General features: G+C 65.7%; 18 protein-coding genes. 3 read left to right on the top strand and 15 right to left on the bottom strand.

The features are described 5' to 3' along the window. Positions 1 to 171: 171 nt before the first annotated feature. The 15 genes from JNB89_RS24695 to JNB89_RS24625 all read right to left on the bottom strand — a co-directional run bounded on the left by JNB89_RS24695 (position 172) and on the right by JNB89_RS24625 (position 16,264). Entirely contained in the window at positions 172 to 885 is a 714-nt protein-coding gene (locus tag JNB89_RS24695; protein ID WP_222859048.1) for a DUF924 family protein, read from the bottom strand. 13 nt (positions 886 to 898) lie between these two features. After that, entirely contained in the window at positions 899 to 1,291 is a 393-nt protein-coding gene (locus tag JNB89_RS24690) for a group II truncated hemoglobin (protein WP_220363933.1), read from the bottom strand. 24 nt (positions 1,292 to 1,315) lie between these two features. Then, entirely contained in the window at positions 1,316 to 3,898 is a 2,583-nt protein-coding gene (locus JNB89_RS24685) for an ABC transporter permease (protein ID WP_220363932.1), read from the bottom strand. Beyond that, complete coding sequence (locus tag JNB89_RS24680) at positions 3,895 to 4,506, bottom strand: DUF4126 domain-containing protein (RefSeq protein WP_013339899.1); 612 nt, start codon at positions 4,504 to 4,506, stop codon at positions 3,895 to 3,897. The genes JNB89_RS24685 and JNB89_RS24680 overlap by 4 nt, the downstream gene beginning before the upstream one ends. Positions 4,507 to 4,749: 243 nt before the next feature. Further along, positions 4,750 to 5,070: a quaternary ammonium compound efflux SMR transporter SugE gene (sugE, locus tag JNB89_RS24675; protein WP_220363931.1), complete on the bottom strand. Its 321-nt coding sequence runs from the start codon at positions 5,068 to 5,070 to the stop codon at positions 4,750 to 4,752. Between the two features lie 119 nt (positions 5,071 to 5,189). Further along, positions 5,190 to 5,888, bottom strand: coding sequence for a two-component system response regulator KdpE (gene kdpE / locus JNB89_RS24670; protein WP_013339901.1), 699 nt, complete (start codon positions 5,886 to 5,888; stop codon positions 5,190 to 5,192). After that, positions 5,881 to 8,754, bottom strand: coding sequence for a sensor histidine kinase (locus JNB89_RS24665; RefSeq protein ID WP_220363930.1), 2,874 nt, complete (start codon positions 8,752 to 8,754; stop codon positions 5,881 to 5,883). The genes kdpE and JNB89_RS24665 overlap by 8 nt, the downstream gene beginning before the upstream one ends. Positions 8,755 to 8,958: 204 nt before the next feature. Then, positions 8,959 to 9,537 (bottom strand): potassium-transporting ATPase subunit KdpC, encoded by a 579-nt coding sequence (gene kdpC, locus JNB89_RS24660; protein WP_220363929.1) that lies wholly within the window; start codon positions 9,535 to 9,537, stop codon positions 8,959 to 8,961. Positions 9,538 to 9,561: 24 nt separating this feature from the next. Continuing rightward, positions 9,562 to 11,658, bottom strand: coding sequence for a potassium-transporting ATPase subunit KdpB (gene kdpB, locus JNB89_RS24655; protein WP_013339904.1), 2,097 nt, complete (start codon positions 11,656 to 11,658; stop codon positions 9,562 to 9,564). Between the two features lie 76 nt (positions 11,659 to 11,734). Next, positions 11,735 to 13,540 carry a potassium-transporting ATPase subunit KdpA gene (kdpA, locus tag JNB89_RS24650; protein WP_220363928.1) on the bottom strand — a complete coding sequence of 602 codons (1,806 nt, stop codon included), beginning with the start codon at positions 13,538 to 13,540 and terminating at the stop codon, positions 11,735 to 11,737. Beyond that, complete coding sequence (gene kdpF, locus JNB89_RS24645; protein ID WP_006048244.1) at positions 13,537 to 13,629, bottom strand: K(+)-transporting ATPase subunit F; 93 nt, start codon at positions 13,627 to 13,629, stop codon at positions 13,537 to 13,539. Before kdpF ends, kdpA begins: the two co-directional genes overlap by 4 nt. Next, on the bottom strand, positions 13,626 to 13,739 hold the full coding sequence (locus JNB89_RS24640; protein ID WP_013339906.1) for a hypothetical protein: 114 nt from the start codon (positions 13,737 to 13,739) through the stop codon (positions 13,626 to 13,628). Before JNB89_RS24640 ends, kdpF begins: the two co-directional genes overlap by 4 nt. A gap of 187 nt (positions 13,740 to 13,926) precedes the next feature. Beyond that, a complete protein-coding gene (locus JNB89_RS24635) occupies positions 13,927 to 14,901 on the bottom strand; it encodes a quinone oxidoreductase family protein (RefSeq protein WP_220363927.1) in 975 nt (324 codons plus the stop codon). A gap of 114 nt (positions 14,902 to 15,015) precedes the next feature. Then, on the bottom strand, positions 15,016 to 15,405 hold the full coding sequence (locus JNB89_RS24630; RefSeq protein ID WP_013339908.1) for a methylglyoxal synthase: 390 nt from the start codon (positions 15,403 to 15,405) through the stop codon (positions 15,016 to 15,018). 79 nt (positions 15,406 to 15,484) lie between these two features. Further along, the gene (locus tag JNB89_RS24625; protein WP_220363926.1) at positions 15,485 to 16,264 is read right to left on the bottom strand and encodes an SDR family oxidoreductase; all 780 of its coding nucleotides are present in this window, start codon (positions 16,262 to 16,264) and stop codon (positions 15,485 to 15,487) included. 261 nt (positions 16,265 to 16,525) lie between these two features. On the opposite strand from JNB89_RS24625, the gene upp reads away from it, so the two are divergent. The 3 genes from upp to purD all read left to right on the top strand — a co-directional run bounded on the left by upp (position 16,526) and on the right by purD (position 20,045). After that, positions 16,526 to 17,176, top strand: a complete 651-nt coding sequence (upp, locus tag JNB89_RS24620) for a uracil phosphoribosyltransferase (RefSeq protein ID WP_013339910.1) — start codon at positions 16,526 to 16,528, stop codon at positions 17,174 to 17,176. Between the two features lie 580 nt (positions 17,177 to 17,756). Continuing rightward, positions 17,757 to 18,485: a YebC/PmpR family DNA-binding transcriptional regulator gene (locus JNB89_RS24615; RefSeq protein WP_013339911.1), complete on the top strand. Its 729-nt coding sequence runs from the start codon at positions 17,757 to 17,759 to the stop codon at positions 18,483 to 18,485. Positions 18,486 to 18,746: 261 nt separating this feature from the next. Continuing rightward, a complete protein-coding gene (gene purD, locus JNB89_RS24610; protein ID WP_013339912.1) occupies positions 18,747 to 20,045 on the top strand; it encodes a phosphoribosylamine--glycine ligase in 1,299 nt (432 codons plus the stop codon). The last annotated feature ends 107 nt before the right edge of the window (positions 20,046 to 20,152 follow it).

Below are 20,152 nucleotides of genomic sequence, written 5' to 3'. Positions count from 1 at the left end.
GATTAACGTGCGGTGGTGAATGTGCAGTGATGCAGTAGCGCGTTGGCCCAGTAAGCCGGTGGCGCAGTAGCGCAGTAGCCCGTTGTTCCGACAGCGGAGTAACGCAGTGGCGCGCCCCCCTGCCGCGCCGTGCCAACTGTCCCGCACCGCGCATCGACCGGCAGCGCCCTCTTAACCCCTGCGCGCCCCGGCCCCTTTCCTCCGACGCGACTGGAACGACGATCCCGGCTCGCGCAAGAAAGCCGTTTCCTCTGCCGTCGACTGCCGTCCGAGCAGTGCATTGCGATGCGGAAAGCGCCCGAAGCGCGCGACGATCTCGGCGTGCCTCACGGCAAACGGATAATACGAAGCGCCGCCCGGCTCATCGGCGAGCGCCTTGAAAAGACGCAGCGATTCCTGCTGGCTCGCCGGCGTTTCGTCGTGTTCGAACGGCAGATACGCGAACGCCCGATGATGCACGCCAGGCAAGCGGCGATCCGCACCGCTCGCCACCATCTGCTGGGCGATCTGCAACGCCTTGCGGTCCGCCGCGAACGCGCGCGCCGTATCGCGATGGCAGTTGCGCGAAAACTGGTCCAGCACGATCACGAGCGCCAACGCGCCGAGCGGCGTGGCGGCCCAACTGTCGAGGCGAGAGTCCAGCGCAGCATCGATCAGGTTTCCGAAACGTTCGCGCAGCATGGCGTCGAACGCTTCGTCGGCGGAAAACCACAGCTTGCGCGCCTGACCAAAGTCCGGAGCATCGGGCGAACCGAACCAGCAGTCGAGCACCTCGCGGGCTTGCGGCGGGAGCGCGCTGTAAGCGGTGCGCTCTACTGACGTCGAACCACTCGGCCCGCGATCTGATGCCGCGCACTCCGGCACCGCGCCCTCTTCGTCAGCCATTGCGGTTGCGCATTCAGTCCGCCGTTTCGAAGAACGAACCGAGCAGGCGTTCCCTGAGCGGCTCTGCAAGCCCGATGTCTTCCATGGCCCAGGCCATGCAGCGTAGCCACTGGTCGCGCTCGCTCGACGCAATCGCGAACGGCAGATGCCGCGCGCGCAAACGCGGATGCCCAAAGCGGCTGATGTAGTGGTCGGGACCGCCGAGCCAACCGCATAGAAACCAGAACAGCTTGTCGCGCGAGCCTTCCATTGACTCGGGATGCAACGCGCGAATGCCGGCGAACTCGGCTTCGAGGTCCATCAGATCGTAAAAACGGTCGACCAGTTCGCGCACGCGCGCTTCGCCGCCGACCAGTTCGAAGGCCGTCGGCTGCGCCGCGGACACCTCGTCATCCATCTCGCTCATCAACACTCACCAACCCGGAAATAATCAGGCGTCCCGCAGCGACTGCAATGCGGGGCGCGACAACACATGCCGCAAACTCAGCCAGCCGCCGACAGCGGCGCAGGCAATACCGGCCACGACGCCAGCGGGCAGCAACCACGGGTTGAACTCCAGATAGAACTGGAACACGCGGGTCGCGAGCACCCAGCCGATAATCTGCGCGCCGACCGCGGCCATCAGCCCGGCCAGCGCGCCGACCGCGACGAACTCGGCAACCTGCACCGTGCGCACCTGGCCGTGCGACGCGCCCAGCGCGCGCAGCAGCGCGGATTCTCGCATACGCTCGTCGCGCGTGCCGGCGAGCGCCGCGTACAGTACCAGCACGCCCGCCGCAAGCGTGAACGCGAACAGAAACTGCACGGCGCCGATCACCTGCTGCAGCACGCGCTGCACTTGCGCGAGAATCGGACCTGTGTCGATAGCCGTGAGATTCGGATAGGCAGCGATCAGACCGTCGATGGTCGCGCGTTCTTCCGGCGGCAAATGGAAGCTCGTGATGAAGGTCGCCGGGAAATCCTGCAACGCGGCAGGCGGCATCAGCACGAAGAAGTTGACCTTGAACGAACCCCAGTCGAGCTTGCGCACGCTCGTGACCGGCGCGTCGATCTGCAAACCCGTCACGTCGAAACGCAGCACGTCGCCGGTCTTCACGTTGATCAGCTTCGCGAGCCCTTCTTCAATCGAAATCTGCGGGGTCGCGGTGTCGCCGTACCACTTGCCGGCGGAAATACGATTGTCGTCCGGCAACTGCGTCGTGTACGACAGATTGAATTCGCGGTCGACCAACCGCTTGGCGTCGTCGCCCTTGAACGAATCCGCGTTGACTGCCTTGCCGTTGATCGCCGTGAGGCGGCCGCGCACCATCGGCGAGAGCACTGTGCCCGGCACGCCGTGCGTGCCTAGATAACGGGTAACCGCGTCGCGCTGACCGGGCTGTATGTCGATGATGAATTCGTTCGGCGCATCGGGCGGCGTCGATTTGCGCCAGCCCGCCACCAGATCGTTGCGCGTCATCGCGATCAACAGCAGGCACATCAGGCCAATGCCGAGCGCGGTGATCTGCAACGCGCTGGCGCCGCTGCGCCGCTCGAGCGAAGCCAACGCGTAGCGCCAGCCGATTCCCGCATTCACGCGCTCGCTGCGCACCACGCGCGCCGCAGCCCACAGCGCGAGCCGCGCGATGCAGGCGAACACCAGCAGCCCGCCCGCGAAACCGCCGGCGACAATACCGCCGAGCTTCAGTTCGCCTGCCGCAACGATCAGCAGCGCGGCAAACAGCACGATGCCGACTCCATATGCGGCCCACGCCGTGCGCCCGGCTTCCCCCCACTCGCGGCGCAGCACTCGCACAGGCGGCACGCGCGTGAGCGGCAACAGTGGCGGCAACGCGAAACCCAGCAGCAGCACGAGACCCGCGGCAACGCCCTGGAGCGCGGGCCATGCGCTCGGGTACGGCAATTCGACGTCGATCAGACTGCCAAGCCAGGTCAGCAACGCGAGGTGGCCGAGAAACCCGAGCGCCACGCCGAGCAGGCCGCCCGCAACGCCCACGCCCACGAATTCGAGCGTGAACAGTGCGCGCAACGTGGCCTGACTGACGCCGAGACAGCGCATCGCCGCGCAGCCGTCCAGATGCCGCCGCATATACCGATGCGCGGCCATGGCAATGGCAACCGCCGCAAGCAGCGCGGTCAGCAGCGACACCAGCGTCAGGAAATGACTCGCGCGATCGAGCGTTTGCCGCACTTGCGGCTGGCCGTCCTGCAACGATTCGAGCGCGACGCCGCGCATCTTGCCGCCATCCACCCTGCCATGCGCGAACTGCGCAAAGCGCGCCACCGACGCGTCCGCGCCCGCCACCAGCAGCCGGTACGTGACGCGGCTGCCGAACGTGATGAGGCCGGTGGACTGCACTTCGTCGGCACGCATCATCAGACGCGGCGAGAAGTTGACGAATGAGAAGCCGCGGTCCAGTTCCCGCGTAATCATCGCGCCGATCGTGAAGCTGCGGTTGCCGACCTTCACCGTGTCGCCGACCCGCACTTTCAGCGCGTCGAGCAGTTGCTGATCGACCCACACGGTGCCCGGCGCCGGAATGGACTGCGCCGCGCGATCGGCTGCGCCTGGCCCTTGCGCAATGCGCAGCGCGCCGCGCAACGGATACCCCGGCGACACCGCCTTGATCGCGGCGAGCCGCGACACGGGCTGCGCGCCGGTCGAGTTGATCATGCTGGGAAAGATAGCCGTGGTCGCGGTGTTCAGGCCCAGCGCCGCGGCCTCGCGCGCGAACTGCGCATCCACCGGATGATCGGCGCGCACGATGAAGTCGGCGGCAATCATGCGCCTTGCGTCGCGCTCGAGCCCCTGATGCAGACGGTCAGCGAGAAAGCCGACGCTGGAAAGCGCTGCCACGGCAAGCACGAGCGCAAGCAGCAGCATCGTGAGCTCGCCCGCGCGCCAGTCACGCGCGGTCATGCGCAGCGCCTGGCGCAGCAGATCGGCGCGGCTAAAACGGCGCGCCGCCGGTGCGGCGACCCGCGCCGTTGAACCTCGAACCGTATCGCTCACTCGTGCCGGCTCCTCGCGAGGCGCGACACCATATGCGTCGCCATGCCGCGAAAGCCGCCCTGCACGCCGCGCCACAAGCGCGGCAACACCCAGCCGGCGAGCACGAGAAAGCCCACGATCAGCACCAGAAACAGCAGCGGCACGAACAGCGCAAGCAGAATGCCGCCGAACACAAAGCCGTCTTCAGCGGTCGAGGTGACGACATTGGACACCGGCTCCGGCGACAGATTGATCAGCGCGCGGGTCCCCGCTTTCGTCAGATGCGCGGTGCCCGCGAGCGTGCCGCCCGCGAGTGCGGCGACGGTCAGCAGTGCCGGATCGGCGTGACCCAGCGCGCCGGCCGCAAGCACGGCGCCGGCCGGAATGCGGATGAACGTGTGAACCGCGTCCCACAGGGAGTCGAACGCGGGAATCTTGTCGGCGAGAAATTCGGTGACGGTCAGCACCGCGGCCACGCCGATCACCCACGGCGAGGACAGCGCGGACAACGTATCGGGAAGATGGACGAGGCCGAGGCGCTCGAATACGCCGGCCAGCAGGACCGTCAGGTAGAGGCGCAGGCCGCTGCCCCATGAGAGCCCCGCAGCAAGCGAAAGTGATTCAAGCATGGCCGCCTCCAGGCTCGCCGCGCGTGCCGGGCGCTCCGGGAGGCCAATCAGCAATGAGCCGCCACACCGAAGTCGTCAGACCCGCGCCGAGCCGGCCGCGCCGAGCAGGCCGCGGGCAATTTCAGGTTGGTGTCGATCTCATTATAGCCACGTTAATTCGCAGAACGCAGAGTGGCTCGCAAATTGGCGCCCAGGGGGCGCGCCGGCTCGAGCCGGCGCGTGTGCGTGTTGCCCCTGCCGCGCTCAGTGTCCGGACGAGAGTTTGAGCCCGATCAGTCCGACGACGATCAGCGCGGCGCTTGCCACGCGCGCGAGCGTCAGCGCTTCGCCCATCATGACGATGCCGAACACAAAAGCGCCGACCGCGCCGATGCCCGTCCACACCGCGTAGGCTGTGCCGAGCGGCAAGTGCCGCATTGCCATGGCCAGCAGGACAAAGCTGCCGGTAGCGGTGACGAGGGTGAAAACAGAAGGCCACAGGCGCGTGAAACCTTCGGAACTCTTGAGGCCCGCCGCCCAGGCGACTTCCAGCAGACCGGCGATGAACAGAAGAATCCAGGACATGGAACAGCTCCATAATCAGATGGGGCCGTCCCCGTTTGTGAATAGCGCAAGGCCGTCCTTACGGTCCGTAATTATAACGGCGCCGCCGTGGTTGCGCCCGGCTACGCACGCCGCGATGCTCAGGCGACGCCGACCAGCCGGTAGCCCACGCCCGTCTCCGTGACAATGTGCTCGGGCTGGGCGGGGTCGCGCTCGAGCTTGCCGCGCAGATGCGCCATGTAGATGCGCAGATAGTGATGGCTCTCGACATGTGACGGCCCCCAGACGTCGCGCAGCAGCTGCCGGTGCGTCAGCACGCGGCCGGCATGGCGCACCAGCGTCGCGAGCAGCCGGTACTCGATCGGCGTCAGATGCACCGCCGCGCCGTCGCGCGTGACCTGCCGCAACGCGAGATCCACACTCACCGCGCCGAAGCGCACCTGCGGCGATTCGTTCGCGCCGCCCTGATTACGCCGCCGCAGATGCGCGCGAATCCGCGCAAGCAGTTCCGACACGCCGAACGGCTTGGTAAGGTAGTCGTCGGCACCGGCGTCGAGCGCCGCGACCTTTTCGCTTTCCTGGGTGCGCGCCGACAGCACGATCACCGGCAATTCGCTCCAGCCGCGCAGTTCGCGGATCACGTCGAGCCCGTCGGTGTCGGGCAGGCCGAGATCGACGATGACGAGGTCGGGCTTGCGCGTGGCCGCTTCCACGAGACCCTGCTTGCCGGTTTCGGCGTCGTGCACGACCATGCCCTCGCCTTCGAGCGCCGCGCGCACGAAACGGCGGATCTGCTTTTCGTCTTCAATCAGAACGACGGTGGTGCTGAGGTCACTCATGGGCGGGTCTGGCAGGCTCGGTCGGGGGCGGGTCGGGACGCAGATTGTCGGCGGATTCTTCTTCCAGCGCATCGGCAGCGTGCGTTACGTCGGGCGGCGTGTCCACCGGCAGCGTAAACCAGAAACGCGCGCCTTCGACGCGGCCGCCGGCTCCCGCCGCAGCCAGCGGCCCTGCACCTTGCGCCGATACCCGATTGATCGCGCCTATGCTGCCGCCGTGCGCCTCGACGATCGCGCGGCAAATCGCAAGGCCGAGGCCGATGCCGGGCTTCGCCGACTCCTTCTCGCCGCGCGTGAACTTCTCGAACACGCGTGCTTCCATGCCGGCGGGCAGGCCGGGTCCGTTGTCGTCGACGCTCACGCGGACGAACGACTTGCCGTCCTCGTCGAAGCGTTGCGCGCCGATGGTCAACGGCGTACCCGGCGGCGTGTATTTCGCCGCGTTTTCGAAAAGGTTCGAGAAGAGCCGCTCCATCAGCACGGCGTCGAGATGAAGCAGCGGCAAATCGGCTGCCAGTTCGACCCGAACCGGGTGCCCGGCCAGTACGCGGCGGCAGGCGCGCAGCGCGGCGCCCACGGTTTCCTCCAGCAGCGTCCATTGGCGATTCAGTTGCAGGCTGCCCGCCTGCAAGCGCGCCATGTCGAGCAGATTCGTCACGATGCCCGTCATGCGCAGCGCTTCTTCATGGATCGCTTCCACGAGTTCATCGTCGCGCCGCGCGTCGCCCGCCTGCTCGCGCGACTGCGCGAGCATCGACGAAAAGCCCACGATGGTCGTGAGCGGCGTACGCAAGTCGTGCGAAATCGCGGACAGTAGCGAGTTGCGCAATCGTTCGGATTCCATACTGACCAGCGCGTCGCGTGCGATATCCACGTAATGCACGCGTTCCAGCGCGAGCGCGATTTGTGCGGCGAACGCGTCGAGCATGCGTTGCTGCTCCGGCACGCTCAGCTCGCGTTCGTCGCGCAACACGACGGCGAGCACGCCGCGCGTGCGCATCGGCGCCTTCAGTGGAAGGTAGAGGGCGGCCGCCGCCGGCAGCGTATCGGTGCCGTGCCCGGCCGGCTTCTGGTGATCGTAGGTCCACTGGCCGACGTCGGTATCGAGCAGTTCGCCTTCGAGCGTGATCGCTGCGTCCGCGTCTTCGATCTTCTGTCGGACCCGGTCCGCACTGTCGGGCAGCAGGATCGCGACGCGCGCGCCGAACACCTCGCTCACGTGGCGGCTGCCTATGCCGACAATCTGCTCGGCGGTCAACGCGGCCGCGAGTTCGCGCGCCATCGCATACATCGCACCGGTGCGCTGTTCGCGGCGCCGCGCGACCCGCGCTTCGCGCCGCAAGCTGGAGGTGAGATGGCTGATCACCAGCGAAGTCAGCAACATGCCGAAGAACGTCAGCAGATACTGCGTGTCCGACACCGACAACGACAAGCGCGGCGGCACGAAGAAAAAGTCGAAGGCGGCCACGCTAAGGAATGACAGCAGCACGCCCGGCCCGCGCCCCAGTTTCGCCGCGGCAAAGATCACGCCGAGCAGGTACAGCATCACGAGGTTGGTCAGATCGATACGTGCGAGCAATTGGCTTGCCACCGCGGTAATGCCCGCGCAGATTGCCAGCGCAAACGCGTATGCGCGGGGCGGCGAGCGGCGCTCGCGCGCGGCGCTCAACGCGTCGCGCCAGGCGTTGGCGGTCGTGTCGAGCAGGCGGCGCTGCTCGCCGCTGCCACCGGCGGACGACAAGCCGATCAGCGTGATGTCGGCATGGCTTCCCTGCTCGGCGAGGCGCTCGCCAAGCGGCCGGCGCAACCAGCGTGCGATGCCGGTACGCGTCGATGCACCTGCCACCAGCTTCGACACGTTGCGAGCCTGCGCATAACCGGTGAGCGCGGCAACCGCATCCGTGCCGGCGAGCGTGGCGGTTTCCGCGCCCAGTTCCGCGGCAAGCTTCAACGCATTGAGCGTGCGTTCGCGGCGCGCGTCGGGCAAGCGCTGCAATGCCGGTGTTTCGACATACACGGCAATCCAGTCCGCCTTCAGACTGGCGGCAAGACGCGCCGCCGCGCGCACCAGCGTCGGCGCTTCGGGACCGGGGCCCACGCACACCAGCAAACGCTCGCGCGCCTGCCAGATGCGCTCGATCGAACGGTCGGCTCGATACTCGTGCATCTGCGCGTCGACACGGTCCGCCGTGCGGCGTAGCGCCAGCTCGCGCAGTGCGATCAGATTTCCTTTGCGAAAGAAATTGCGCACCGCGCGCTCGGCCTGCTGCGCGAGGTACACCTTGCCGTCGCGCATGCGATCGAGCAGTTCCTCGGCAGGCAGATCGACCAGCGTGACTTCGTCGGCGCGATCGAACACGCGGTCGGGCACGGTCTCCCACACGCGAATGCCGGTAATTTGCCCCACCACGTCGTTCAGGCTCTCCAGATGCTGAACGTTGACCGTGGTGTACACGTCGATGCCGGCGTCGAGCAGTTCATAGACGTCCTGCCAGCGCTTCAGATGCCGCGCGCCCTGCACGTTCGAATGCGCGAGCTCGTCGACGAGGATTAGTTGCGGCTTGCGCGCGAGCGCCGCGTCGAGGTCGAACTCGCCGAGCTTGCGGCCACGGTATTCGATCTGCGCGAGCGGCAACAGCTCGAGACCTTCGAGCAGCGCGGCGGTTTCGCCGCGTCCATGCGTTTCGGCGATGCCGACCAGCACGTCCGCGCCCTCATCGCGACGGCGACGCGCCGCCTGCAACATCGCATAGGTCTTGCCGACGCCCGCCGACGCGCCGAAGAAAATCTTCAGCTTGCCGCGCTGACGTTTTTGTTCGTCGCGCTGCAGTTTGTCGAGCAGTTCGTCAGGATCGGGGCGGTTCATGCTTCGGTGTTGTCGTTCTATGCCTGTGGTTTTGCGTGCGGGTTTGCGTGCAATGGTGGCACGACGGCGGCTTCGCGGCAAATGGGCCCCGCATGGTCACCTCTCACGCATACACATGCTGCCCGCTCATCGGCTCAATGACGCCACCATCCACGCACATCAGCGAAACGCCGCTGACGCAACCGCTTTACGCGAGCACGGCACTCAACCACCAGTCCTTTCGTCGAGTGCGAGGTTCAGTTGCAGCACGTTCACGCGCGGCTCTCCCAACACGCCGAATTGACGCCCGCTCGTATAACGCTCGACCAGCGCTCCTACGTCGTTCGTCGGCAGCCCGCGCGCTTTTGCCACTCGCGCGATCTGATACGCGGCGGCCGCCGGGCTGATCTCGGGGTCGAGGCCGCTGCCCGACGAGGTCACGAGATCCACCGGCACCGGCTTCGAAAGATCGGTACCGGCGGCCTTCAACGCGTCGATGCGGCCTTTCACTTCGTCGAGCAACGCAGGATTGGTCGGCCCGAAGTTCGAGCCGCCCGAAGCCTGCGCGTTATAGGGCATCGGACTCGTCGCCGACAGACGTCCCCAGAAGTACTGCGGCGCATCGAACTGCTGACCGATCAGCTTCGAGCCGACCACCTTGCCGTCGTGCTCAATCAGACTGCCATTCGCCTCGTCGCGCATGAACGTCTGACCGATTGCGGTCACCAACGCGGGATAAGCGAGACCGGTCACGGCGCTCAGCACCGCAAAAATGACGACCAACGGACGCAACATATTCTGCATGATGATTGTTTCCTCGTAGCTGCGTTAAACCCAGCCGCATGCGGCCAGCACCATATCGATCAACTTGATGCCGATGAACGGCACCACGATTCCGCCAAGCCCGTAGACGAGCAGATTGCGCCGCAACAGAACGGCTGCGCCAAGCGCCCGATACCGCACGCCCTTCAGCGCGAGCGGAATCAGCAGCACGATAATCAGCGCATTGAAAATGACCGCCGACATGATCGCGGAGGCAGGCGTCGCGAGGTGCATCACGTTCAGCGCATTCAACGCCGGATAAGTGGTCGCGAACGCGGCCGGAATGATCGCGAAGTATTTGGCGAGGTCGTTTGCAATCGAGAACGTGGTCAGGGAGCCACGCGTCATCAGCATCTGTTTGCCGATCTCAACGATCTCGATCAGCTTGGTCGGATTCGAATCGAGGTCCACCATGTTGCCGGCTTCTTTGGCGGCCTGCGTGCCGGTGTTCATCGCCACTGCCACATCGGCCTGTGCGAGCGCGGGGGCGTCGTTGGTGCCGTCGCCGGTCATCGCGACGAGCCGGCCTTCGGCCTGATGCGCGCGGATGGTGGCGAGCTTCGCTTCGGGCGTGGCTTCGGCAAGAAAATCGTCCACGCCGGCTTCAGCCGCGATGGCCGCGGCGGTCAGGCGGTTGTCGCCCGTCACCATCACGGTCTTGATGCCCATTCTGCGCAGTTCGGCAAAGCGCTCCTTGATGCCGCCTTTCACCACGTCCTTCAACTCGATCACGCCCAGCACGCGCGCGCCCTGCTGCCCTTTCTCCGCGACCACGAGCGGCGTGCTGCCGCGCCGCGCGACCTCGGCCACTGCGTTGCTGACTTCGTTCGGAAAGCGGCCGCCGTGCGCTTCGACATAATGCTTCACGGCGTCGGCTGCGCCCTTGCGGATTTGCCGATTGGGCAGATCGACGCCGCTCATGCGTGTTTGCGCCGTGAAGGCGAGAAACTCCGCGTGCAGCGACGCCATATCGCGCTGCCGGATATTGAAGCGCTGCTTCGCCAGCACGACGATGCTGCGGCCTTCGGGTGTCTCGTCGGCGAGCGACGAAAGCTGGGCCGCGTCCGCGAGCGCCTCCTCCGTAAGACCGGGTGCAGGAATGAAGAGCGACGCCTGGCGGTTGCCGAGCGTGATCGTGCCGGTCTTGTCGAGCAGCAGCACGTCCACGTCGCCGGCCGCTTCCACCGCGCGGCCGGAAGTCGCAATGACGTTCGCCTGCATCATGCGGCTCATGCCGGCCACGCCGATTGCCGACAACAGTCCGCCGATGGTGGTCGGAATCAGGCACACCAGCAGCGCGACCAGCGCGGTAATCGTCACCACATGCCCCGCCGCATTCGCCAGATGCGCGGCTTCCACCGAAAACATCGAGAACGGCAGCAACGTCGCGGTGGCGAGCAACATGACGATGGTCAACGCAACCAGCAGAATGGTCAGCGCGATCTCGTTCGGCGTTTTTTGCCGCTTCGCGCCCTCGACCATTGCGATCATGCGGTCGAGAAACGCCTCGCCTGGGTTCGCCGTGACGCGCACCACGATCCAGTCGGACAGCACGCGCGTGCCGCCCGTTACCGACGAAAAGTCGCCGCCCGACTCGCGGATCACCGGCGCGGATTCGCCGGTGATCGCCGATTCGTCGACGGAAGCGACGCCCTCGAGCACTTCGCCGTCGGCGGGAATCACGTCGCCCGTCTCGACCAGCACGACGTCGCCGCGGCGCAAGTCCGAAGCCGTGACGATACGCACCGGCGACTTCGGATGCGGCTCGTTGAGCTTTTTCGCCATCACGTCTTTCTTCGCGCTGCGAAGCGCCGCAGCCTGCGCCTTCGAGCGCCCCTCGGCGAGCGCTTCCGCGAAGTTCGCGAACAGCACCGTGAACCACAACCACAGCGTGACGGCGAGAATGAAGCCCGCGGGCGCCTCGGCCTCGCCGGCGAGCGCGGCGAACCATAGAACCGTCGTCAGAATGCTGCCCACGTAGACGCAGAACATCACGGGATTACGCAACTGCGTGCGCGGCGTGAGTTTCTTGAATGAGTCCATGATCGCCGGGCGCAGCAGCGCCGGGTCGAACATGGATCCCGTTGCAGTATGTTCAGTCATTGAATCCTCGAAATTCGCATTGCCTGCTGATGCACGCGTGAGCGCGCATCGACTCGTTGCCTGTCATGGCGCCGCGTCAGTGCGCGCCCGTCATCGTCAGATGTTCGACGCCGGGACCGAGCGCCAGCGCGGGCACGTAGGTGAGCGCACCGACAAGCAGCACGGTGCCGAGCAACAGCACGACGAAGAGCGGACCATGCGTGGGCAATGTGCCGCCCGTCACGCCGATGCGTTTTTTCGCGGCGAGCGAGCCGGCAATCGCGAGCACCGGAACGATGGTGCCGAAGCGGCCGAACCACATCGCGATGGCGGTCAGCCAGTTGTAGAACGGCGTGCCCACGGTCAGGCCCGCGAACGCGCTGCCGTTGTTGTTCGCGGCCGAGCTGAACGCGTAGAGAATTTCCGAGAAGCCGTGGGCACCCGGGTTCGCGATCCCTGCCTTGCCGGCGTCGCTCAGCACCGCGATCGAGGTGCCGACCAGCACCAGCAGCGGCGTCAGCAGCACGACGATGGACACCATCTTCATCTCATACGCTTCGATCTTCTTGCCGACATACTCGGGCGTGCGGCCGATCATCAGGCCCGCCACGAACACCGCGAGCAATGCGAATACGAGCATGCCGTACAGCCCCGAGCCGACCCCGCCGAAAATGACTTCGCCAAGCTGCATCAACAGCAGCGGATAGAGCCCGCCAAGCGGCGTGAGCGAGTCGTGCATGTTGGCGACCGCACCGCACGAAGCCGCCGTGGTCGCAATCGTGAAGATGCCGGACTGCGCGATGCCGAAGCGGGTTTCCTTGCCCTCCGCGTTGCCGCCGGACTGCATGGCGTTCGCGGACTGGTCCACATGCAACGCGGCAAAGGCCGGATTGCCGCTTTGCTCCGCACCGATCTCCGCGAATACGCACACGCCGAACGCAATGGTCATCGCAGCGAGTACCGCAATGCCCTGGCGGCGGTCGGCGATCATCCGGCCGAACACCAGCGCGAGCGCCGCTGGAATGATCAGGATGGCGAACATTTGCAGGAAGTTGGCGAACGGCGTCGGGTTTTCAAAAGGGTGCGCCGAGTTGCCGTTGAAAAAGCCGCCGCCGTTCGTGCCGAGCATCTTGATCGCTTCCTGCGAAGCGACCGGGCCCATCGCGAGGGTCTGTGTGCTGACGGGCGTGTCGACCGTCAGTGCATTGCCCTTCGCGTCCTTCAGCGGATTGCCCTGCGCATCCAGCTTCGGCGCGGCGTAGCTTGTGGTCTGCAAGGTGGCTACGTTCTCGTAGGCCTTGAAGTTCTGAATCACGCCCTGGCTCATCAGCAGCGTGGCGAGAATGATCGACATCGGCAGCAGGACGTATAGCGCGACGCGCGTCAGGTCGACCCAGAAGTTGCCGATGGTTTGCGCGCTATGGCGCGCAAAACCGCGCAGCAGCGCAATCGCCACCACGATTCCGGTCGCGGCGGACAGGAAGTTCTGCACGGTCAGGCCGAGCATCTGCGTGAGGTAGCCAACCGTTTGCTCGGGCGTGTAGTCCTGCCAGTTGGTGTTGGTCACGAAACTGACGGCGGTGTTGAACGCGCCGTCCACGGTCATCGCGCCCAGTTGCTGCGGATTGCCGGGCAGCCAGCCTTGCACGCGCAACAGCAGGTACAGGAACAGCGCGCCCAGCACGTTGAATGCAATCGTGGCGAGCGCGTACTGCTTCCAGCTCATTTCGCTCGATGGGTCCACACCGGCCATGCGATACAGCAGCCGCTCGAGCGGCGCGCCGATGCGCAGCACGCGCGAGGTGCCGTCCATCACGCCGCCGAGATAACGCGCGAGCGGCACTGCCGCGGCAAGCAGCACGACGATGAAAAGCCCGGCCTGGAGGACATTGTTCGAATTCATTCGATGTCCTCCGCGCGCAAAAGCGCATACACCAGGTACGCAAACAGCAGCGCGGTCGCGGCGCCCGACATCCACAGCATCCAGTTCATGAGCGCGCTCCCTGCCCACGCCGCGACAGCAGCAGCTTCTCGCAGCCGGCGATCAGTGCAAAGGTCAGCGCGGCAAAAAGCGCAATGGCCCCGACGTACAGCACATCCATTTTTGTTCTCCATTGACGGACTTTGGATAGCCGCAACGATAGTCGCGAGCGCGTAAAGACCTGATCAAAGCTCGCGCAGGCCGTATAAAAATCCCGTAAACGCAGAGAACCGACAGCCACAAAAACCAAGGGCCGCTCCATCGCGAGATGGAACGGCCCTTGGGGTCCGCGAAAATGCGTGACGAGACTACGGCAGCAGGATGGTCGAGCCTGTGGTCTTGCGCGCTTCGAGGTCCGCGTGCGCCTGTCCCACGTCGGAAAGCGCATAGCGCTGATTGATGCTCGTCTTCACCTTGCCCGAGGTCAGCACGCCGAACAGTTCGGCGGCCATTGCCTCGTAGTCGCTGCGCTTGCCTATATACGTGAACAGCGTGGGACGCGTGAAAAACAGCGAACCGCGTCCGGCGAATTCCGACGAGTCGATAGGCGGCAGCGGCCCGGACGCATTGCCGAAGCTCACGAACATGCCAAGCGGCGCGAGGCAATCGAGCGAGCCGGCAAACGTGTCCTTGCCGATGGAGTCGTACACGACCGGCACGCCCGCGCCATTGGTGATCTCGCGCACGCGCTTCGTGAAGTTCTCGCGCGTGTAGACGATGGCGTGGTCGCAGCCGTGCGCTTTGGCGATCTCCGCTTTTTCGTCGGAGCCCACGGTACCGATCACGGTCGCACCGAGCGCCTTCGCCCACTGGCACACCAGCAGACCGACGCCGCCCGCCGCAGCCTGAATCAGGATCGTGTCGCCGGCTTTCACCGGGTACGTGCGGCGCAGCAGGTATTGCGCGGTGAGCCCTTGCAGCATGACGGAGGCGGCCTGTTCGTCGCTGATCGCGTCCGGCAGCCTGATGACCTGCGCCGCCGGCAGCACGCGCTCCTGTGCATAGGCGCCGGGCGGTCGCGCGACGTAGGCGACGCGGTCGCCCGCTTTCAGATCGCTCACGCCCGTGCCGACCGCTATCACTTCTCCAGCGGCTTCCATGCCGAGGCCACCCGGCAAGGGCAGCGGATACAGGCCGGTGCGAAAGTACACGTCGATATAGTTGAGCCCGACCGCCGTCTGACGGATGCGGATCTCGCCCGCTGCGGGCTCGCCCACTTCGACGTCGACCCATTTCATCACTTCGGGCCCGCCGGTTTTATCGAATCGGATTGCTTTGACCATTCACGTCTCCTTGATGGCGAATGCCGGCTGATGGTGTTGCCTGGGGTGCCTGGGGTCGCCTGGGTTTGCCTGGGTTCGCCTGTGTTGCCGGGATACCCGGCGGCGCAAGCAGCGTCAGGCCTGTTGCGCGAGGCGCAGCGTGAGCACGTCCAGAATCATGCGCGCCGTCGAAATATTGGTCGCGCACGGAATGTTGTGCACGTCGCACGCGCGCACCAGCGCGTTGATGTCCGGCTCATGCGGTTGCGGCGTCATCGGATCGCGCAGGAAGATCACCATGTCCACGCGCCCTTCCGCGAGTTGCGCGCCGATCTGCAGGTCGCCGCCATGCGGACCGGACAGCATGCGCTCTACCGGCAGGCCGTGTGCTTCGCTGATGCGCCCGCCGGTCGTGCCGGTCGCGATGATGTCGCAGCGCCGCAGCGTGTCGACGTACTCGCCGGCGAGGCGGACGATGTCGTCCTTCTTGTGATCGTGCGCGATCAGCGCTATGCGGGTGGTCATGACGTAAGACTCCTGAAACCGTTGTGATTGTCGTTGTTGTGATGTTGCAGCGGATGCTGCGGCAACGCACGTATGCGCGTCAGAAAGTGCCGGGGTACGCGCCGCCGTCGATCAACCAGTTCTGCCCTGTGATGTAACCGGCATGCACGCTGCACAGGAAGGCACAGGCGCGGCCGAACTCCGCGGGCGTGCCGAAGCGGCCGGCGGGAATTGCCTTCATGCGCTGCTGGCGCGCTTCTTCGACGGAAATGTTGTTCGCTTTGGCCGTGGCCGCCATAGTGACGGCAATGCGGTCCGTGTCGAACATGCCCGGCAGCAGATTGTTGATCGTCACGCCGGTCGGCGCCACTTTGCGCGCGAGACCCGCGACAAAGCCGGTGAGTCCCGAACGTGCGCCGTTGGAAAGGCCCAGCACGTCGATCGGCGCCTTCACCGCCGAACTCGTGATGTTGACGATGCGCCCGTAGCCGCGCGCGCTCATCGAGTCGATGGTCGCGCGGATCAGTTCGATGGGCGTGAGCATGTTGCTTTCGAGCGCGCGAATCCAGTCGTCGTGCGTGAAGTTGCGAAAGTCGCCCGGCGGCGGCCCGCCCGCGTTATTGACGAGAATGTCCGGCTGCGGGCACGCCGCCAGCGCCGCAGCCCGGCCTTCGGGCGTGGTGATGTCGCACGCGACCGTCTTCACTTCTACACCGCTCTGGCGGCGGATGTGCTCGGCCGTCGCCTCGAGCGTCCCGGCGGTGCGAGCGACGATCGTCAGGTTGACGCCCTCGGCCGCGAGCGCTTCGGCACAGCCGCGCCCCAGACCCTTGCTCGCCGCGCAAACGAGCGCTGTGCGCCCCGCCATTCCCATGTCCATGTATGCGTTCTCCTCGTTGCTTGTGCCGATGGTTGCAAAGTTTCCCCCGATTCTAGAAGAATCAGTGCCAGGCTGCGCCGGGTGGCTGCAATCTCCGGTATCTTCGGGTGGCACTCTTTCGGTAAACTTGCGCCGTGGCGCGTTTGCCGGCTGACGGAAGTGGTTTGCCGGCCGGCGGCGCGCCGAACCGATTTCCGGATCGAGACGAATCGACCTGAATCGACCCGGATCGACCTTTCACCCGCCGCTCGTGCCCCCGCCATGACTCAGGACAGCCGTTTCCCCAATCTCTTCATCCTCGATCACCCGCTGATCCAGCACAAGCTGTCGCACATGCGCGACCGGGACACCTCGACGCGCACATTCCGCGAACTGCTGCGCGAGATCACGCTGCTGATGGGCTACGAAATCACCCGCAACCTGCCGATGACCACGCGCCGCCTGAGCACGCCGCTCGTCGAGATCGACGCGCCGGTGATCGCAGGCAAGAAGCTCGCCATCGTGCCGGTGCTGCGCGCGGGCATCGGCATGTCGGACGGCTTGCTGGAGCTCGTGCCGTCGGCCCGCGTGGGCCACATCGGCGTCTATCGCGCCGAGGACCACCGGCCGGTGGAATATCTGGTGCGCCTGCCCGACCTGGAAGACCGCGTGTTCATTCTGTGCGACCCGATGGTCGCGACCGGCTATTCCGCCGTGCATGCGGTCGACGTGCTCAAGCGCCGCAACGTGGCTGCGGAAAACATCCTGTTCCTCGCTCTGGTGGCGGCGCCCGAGGGCGTGCAGGTGTTCCAGGACGCGCATCCGGACGTGAAGCTCTACGTGGCCTCGCTCGACTCGCATCTGAACGAACACGCGTACATCGTGCCGGGTCTCGGCGACGCGGGCGACCGCCTGTTCGGCACGAAAAACTGAGACGCGGTTGAAAAACCGCCGTGCGGCGTGTGATCGCGCCGCAAACGCGTGGTTTTCGCACACTTTCCGTGCAGTTTCACGCCACGCCGGCCGCTGTCGCGGCCGCGCGGCGTGATAAAATTCAAATCCGCCTGAATCACGTGCCTTGCACGCAATGCGAGGCGCGGCGGGCGTTCCAGTGCGCGATGCGAGCTCACCCGGACAAAGGCGAGCGCATGCGCGGTGTGTGCCGCGCACGATGGCCCGCCCGGCTTGCCGGAGCCGGCTTGCGAGCGGCGCGGTGTGGCTGCAAATGCGCAGGCACCTGCGTTCACAAACGCAAACACGGCAAACACGGCAAACGCGGCAAACGCAGCACACGCGGACTGAAACGTGAACGCCAACGCAGGCGTGCGCGCCGGCGCAAAGCCAGACGCACACGCAAAGACGGGCGCGGCGGCCGGCCGGACGCGGCGCAAAGCGGGCGGGCAGAAACACCGGCACGGTTTGACATCGAGGCGCGCCTTTTACGAGCGCCCGAAAAATCGCAACGACAATTGCACAATGCGGGCGCCCACTGGCGCGCGCGACGGAGAAAGGTATGGCGGGTCATTCGAAATGGGCCAACATCAAGCATAAGAAAGCAGCGGCCGATGCCAAGCGCGGCAAGGTCTGGACGCGGCTCATCAAGGAAATTCAGGTCGCGGCGCGCATGGGCGGCGGCGACATCGACTCGAACCCGCGTCTGCGGCTCGCCGTCGAAAAGGCGTACGACGCCAACATGCCCAAAGACAACGTCAACCGTGCGATCCAGCGCGGCGTGGGCGGTGTGGACGGCGCGAACTACGAAGAAATCCGCTACGAAGGCTACGGCATCGGCGGTGCGGCGGTGATCGTCGACACCATGACCGACAACCGTACGCGCACGGTGGCGGAAGTGCGCCACGCGTTTTCGAAGAACGGCGGCAACATGGGCACGGACGGCTCGGTGTCGTTCATGTTCGATCACGTCGGCCAGTTCCTGTTCGCACCGGGCACGCCCGAAGACAAGCTGATGGAAGCCGCGCTCGAAGCCGGTGCAGACGACGTCGTCACGAACGAAGACGGCAGCATTGAAGTACTGTGCCCGCCGAACGACTTTCCGAAGGTCAAGGCCGCGCTGGAAGCGGCCGGCTTCAAGGCGGAAGTGGCCGAAGTCACGATGAAACCTCAGACGGAAGTCGAGTTCACCGGCGACGACGCGGTGAAAATGCAGAAGCTGCTCGACGCGCTGGAAAATCTGGACGACGTGCAGGAAGTCTATACGAACGCCGCGATCGCCGACGAATGAAGCCGCTTGCCGGCGTGCGCCCGCTCATGCCGCGCGTATGCTGCGCTCATGCCGCGCACGCCGCCGGAACGCTTCAACGTTGCTGCTGAACGGGCGTCGCCAGGCCGGCGCGTCGGTGTGCGGGCGCCGCTTTCATCCGGGCTCGCCATGCGTTGCGCCCGCCTCGCCCGGCGGCACGCATGGCGGAACTCACTGTTATTGCACGGCTCGCCGCCGCATCGGGCGGGCGCCGTTTATGGTTTCTAAGTTTCGGGGATTCACATGAAGTTACTCGTCGTCGGTTCCGGCGGTCGCGAACATGCGCTCGCGTGGAAGCTCGCGCAGTCGCCGCGGGTCCAGCTCGTCTACGTGGCTCCTGGCAACGGCGGCACCGCCCAGGACGAGCGCCTGCGCAACGTCGACATTACAGAGCTGGACGCGCTCGCCGATTTTGTCGAGAAAGAACAGATTGCCTTTACGCTGGTCGGGCCGGAAGCGCCCCTCGCGGCGGGCATCGTCAATCTGTTCCGCTCGCGCGGGCTGAAGATTTTCGGGCCGACCAGGGAAGCGGCGCAGCTCGAAAGCTCGAAAGACTTCGCGAAGGCGTTCATGAAGCGTCACGCGATTCCGACCGCCGAGTACGAAACCTTCGCCGACGTCGCCGCCGCGCACGCGTACCTCGACGCCAAGGGCGCGCCCATCGTCATCAAGGCGGACGGTCTCGCTGCCGGCAAGGGCGTCGTCGTGGCGCAAACGCTGGAAGAAGCGCACGCTGCCGTGGACATGATGCTGGCGGACAACAAGCTCGGCGACGCGGGCGCGCGCGTGGTGATCGAAGAGTTTCTGGCCGGCGAGGAAGCAAGCTTCATCGTGATGGTGGACGGCAAGCACGTGCTGCCGCTCGCGTCGAGCCAGGACCACAAGCGTCTGCTCGACGGCGACCAGGGCCCGAACACCGGCGGCATGGGCGCCTATTCGCCTGCGCCGATCGTCACGCCGCAACTGCACGCGCGCGTGATGCGCGAAATCATCCTGCCGACGGTGCGCGGCATGGAGAAGGAAGGCATTCGCTACACCGGCTTTCTGTACGCCGGCCTGATGATCGACGCGCAAGGCAATCCGAAGACGCTCGAGTTCAACTGCCGAATGGGCGACCCCGAAACCCAGCCGATCATGGCGCGTCTGAAGGGCGACTATTCGAAGGTGGTCGAGCAGGCCATCGCCGGCACGCTCGACACGGTCGAACTGGAGTGGGACCGCCGCACGGCGCTAGGCGTCGTGCTCGCCGCGCACAACTATCCCGACACGCCGCGCAAGGGCGACCGCATCAACGACATTCCCGCTGAAACGGCGGATTCGGTCACTTTCCACGCGGGCACCACGCTGACGGACGGCAAGCTGCTGACCTCCGGCGGGCGCGTGCTGTGCGTGGTGGGTCTGGCCGATTCGGTCCGCAGCGCGCAGTCGGTCGCGTACGAAACGATCAACCAGATTTCGTTCGACGGCATGCAATACCGGCGCGACATCGGCTACCGCGCGCTGAACCGCAAGCACGACGCCAGGACCGAAGGGAAGCACTGAGACGCCCTCCGTCGCGCCCGGGCGTGGCGCCAACGGCGCTAAACTGCGGGTGCGCGGCGGCGCATCGCGACGAACCCGCGGCACCCGCGTGCCGCCTTCAGCACCTG

Source organism: Paraburkholderia phenoliruptrix (assembly GCF_019511605.1).
GTDB lineage: Bacteria > Pseudomonadota > Gammaproteobacteria > Burkholderiales > Burkholderiaceae > Paraburkholderia > Paraburkholderia phenoliruptrix_A.
Note: the sequence above shows the minus strand (reverse complement) of the source record. Positions and strands in the feature narration are given on the sequence as shown.

What these genes read in the sequence shown, in the direction of transcription:
- JNB89_RS24695 (WP_222859048.1), bottom strand. Translation starts at nt 885, where the DNA reads ATGGCTGACGAAGAGGGCGCGGTGCCGGAGTGCGCGGCATCAGATCGC.
- JNB89_RS24690 (WP_220363933.1), bottom strand. Translation starts at nt 1,291, where the DNA reads ATGAGCGAGATGGATGACGAGGTGTCCGCGGCGCAGCCGACGGCCTTC.
- JNB89_RS24680 (WP_013339899.1), bottom strand. Translation starts at nt 4,506, where the DNA reads ATGCTTGAATCACTTTCGCTTGCTGCGGGGCTCTCATGGGGCAGCGGC.
- sugE (WP_220363931.1), bottom strand. Translation starts at nt 5,070, where the DNA reads ATGTCCTGGATTCTTCTGTTCATCGCCGGTCTGCTGGAAGTCGCCTGG.
- kdpE (WP_013339901.1), bottom strand. Translation starts at nt 5,888, where the DNA reads ATGAGTGACCTCAGCACCACCGTCGTTCTGATTGAAGACGAAAAGCAG.
- JNB89_RS24665 (WP_220363930.1), bottom strand. Translation starts at nt 8,754, where the DNA reads ATGAACCGCCCCGATCCTGACGAACTGCTCGACAAACTGCAGCGCGAC.
- kdpC (WP_220363929.1), bottom strand. Translation starts at nt 9,537, where the DNA reads ATGCAGAATATGTTGCGTCCGTTGGTCGTCATTTTTGCGGTGCTGAGC.
- kdpB (WP_013339904.1), bottom strand. Translation starts at nt 11,658, where the DNA reads ATGACTGAACATACTGCAACGGGATCCATGTTCGACCCGGCGCTGCTG.
- kdpA (WP_220363928.1), bottom strand. Translation starts at nt 13,540, where the DNA reads ATGAATTCGAACAATGTCCTCCAGGCCGGGCTTTTCATCGTCGTGCTG.
- kdpF (WP_006048244.1), bottom strand. Translation starts at nt 13,629, where the DNA reads ATGAACTGGATGCTGTGGATGTCGGGCGCCGCGACCGCGCTGCTGTTT.
- JNB89_RS24640 (WP_013339906.1), bottom strand. Translation starts at nt 13,739, where the DNA reads ATGGATGTGCTGTACGTCGGGGCCATTGCGCTTTTTGCCGCGCTGACC.
- JNB89_RS24635 (WP_220363927.1), bottom strand. Translation starts at nt 14,901, where the DNA reads ATGGTCAAAGCAATCCGATTCGATAAAACCGGCGGGCCCGAAGTGATG.
- JNB89_RS24630 (WP_013339908.1), bottom strand. Translation starts at nt 15,405, where the DNA reads ATGACCACCCGCATAGCGCTGATCGCGCACGATCACAAGAAGGACGAC.
- JNB89_RS24625 (WP_220363926.1), bottom strand. Translation starts at nt 16,264, where the DNA reads ATGGACATGGGAATGGCGGGGCGCACAGCGCTCGTTTGCGCGGCGAGC.
- upp (WP_013339910.1), top strand. Translation starts at nt 16,526, where the DNA reads ATGACTCAGGACAGCCGTTTCCCCAATCTCTTCATCCTCGATCACCCG.
- JNB89_RS24615 (WP_013339911.1), top strand. Translation starts at nt 17,757, where the DNA reads ATGGCGGGTCATTCGAAATGGGCCAACATCAAGCATAAGAAAGCAGCG.
- purD (WP_013339912.1), top strand. Translation starts at nt 18,747, where the DNA reads ATGAAGTTACTCGTCGTCGGTTCCGGCGGTCGCGAACATGCGCTCGCG.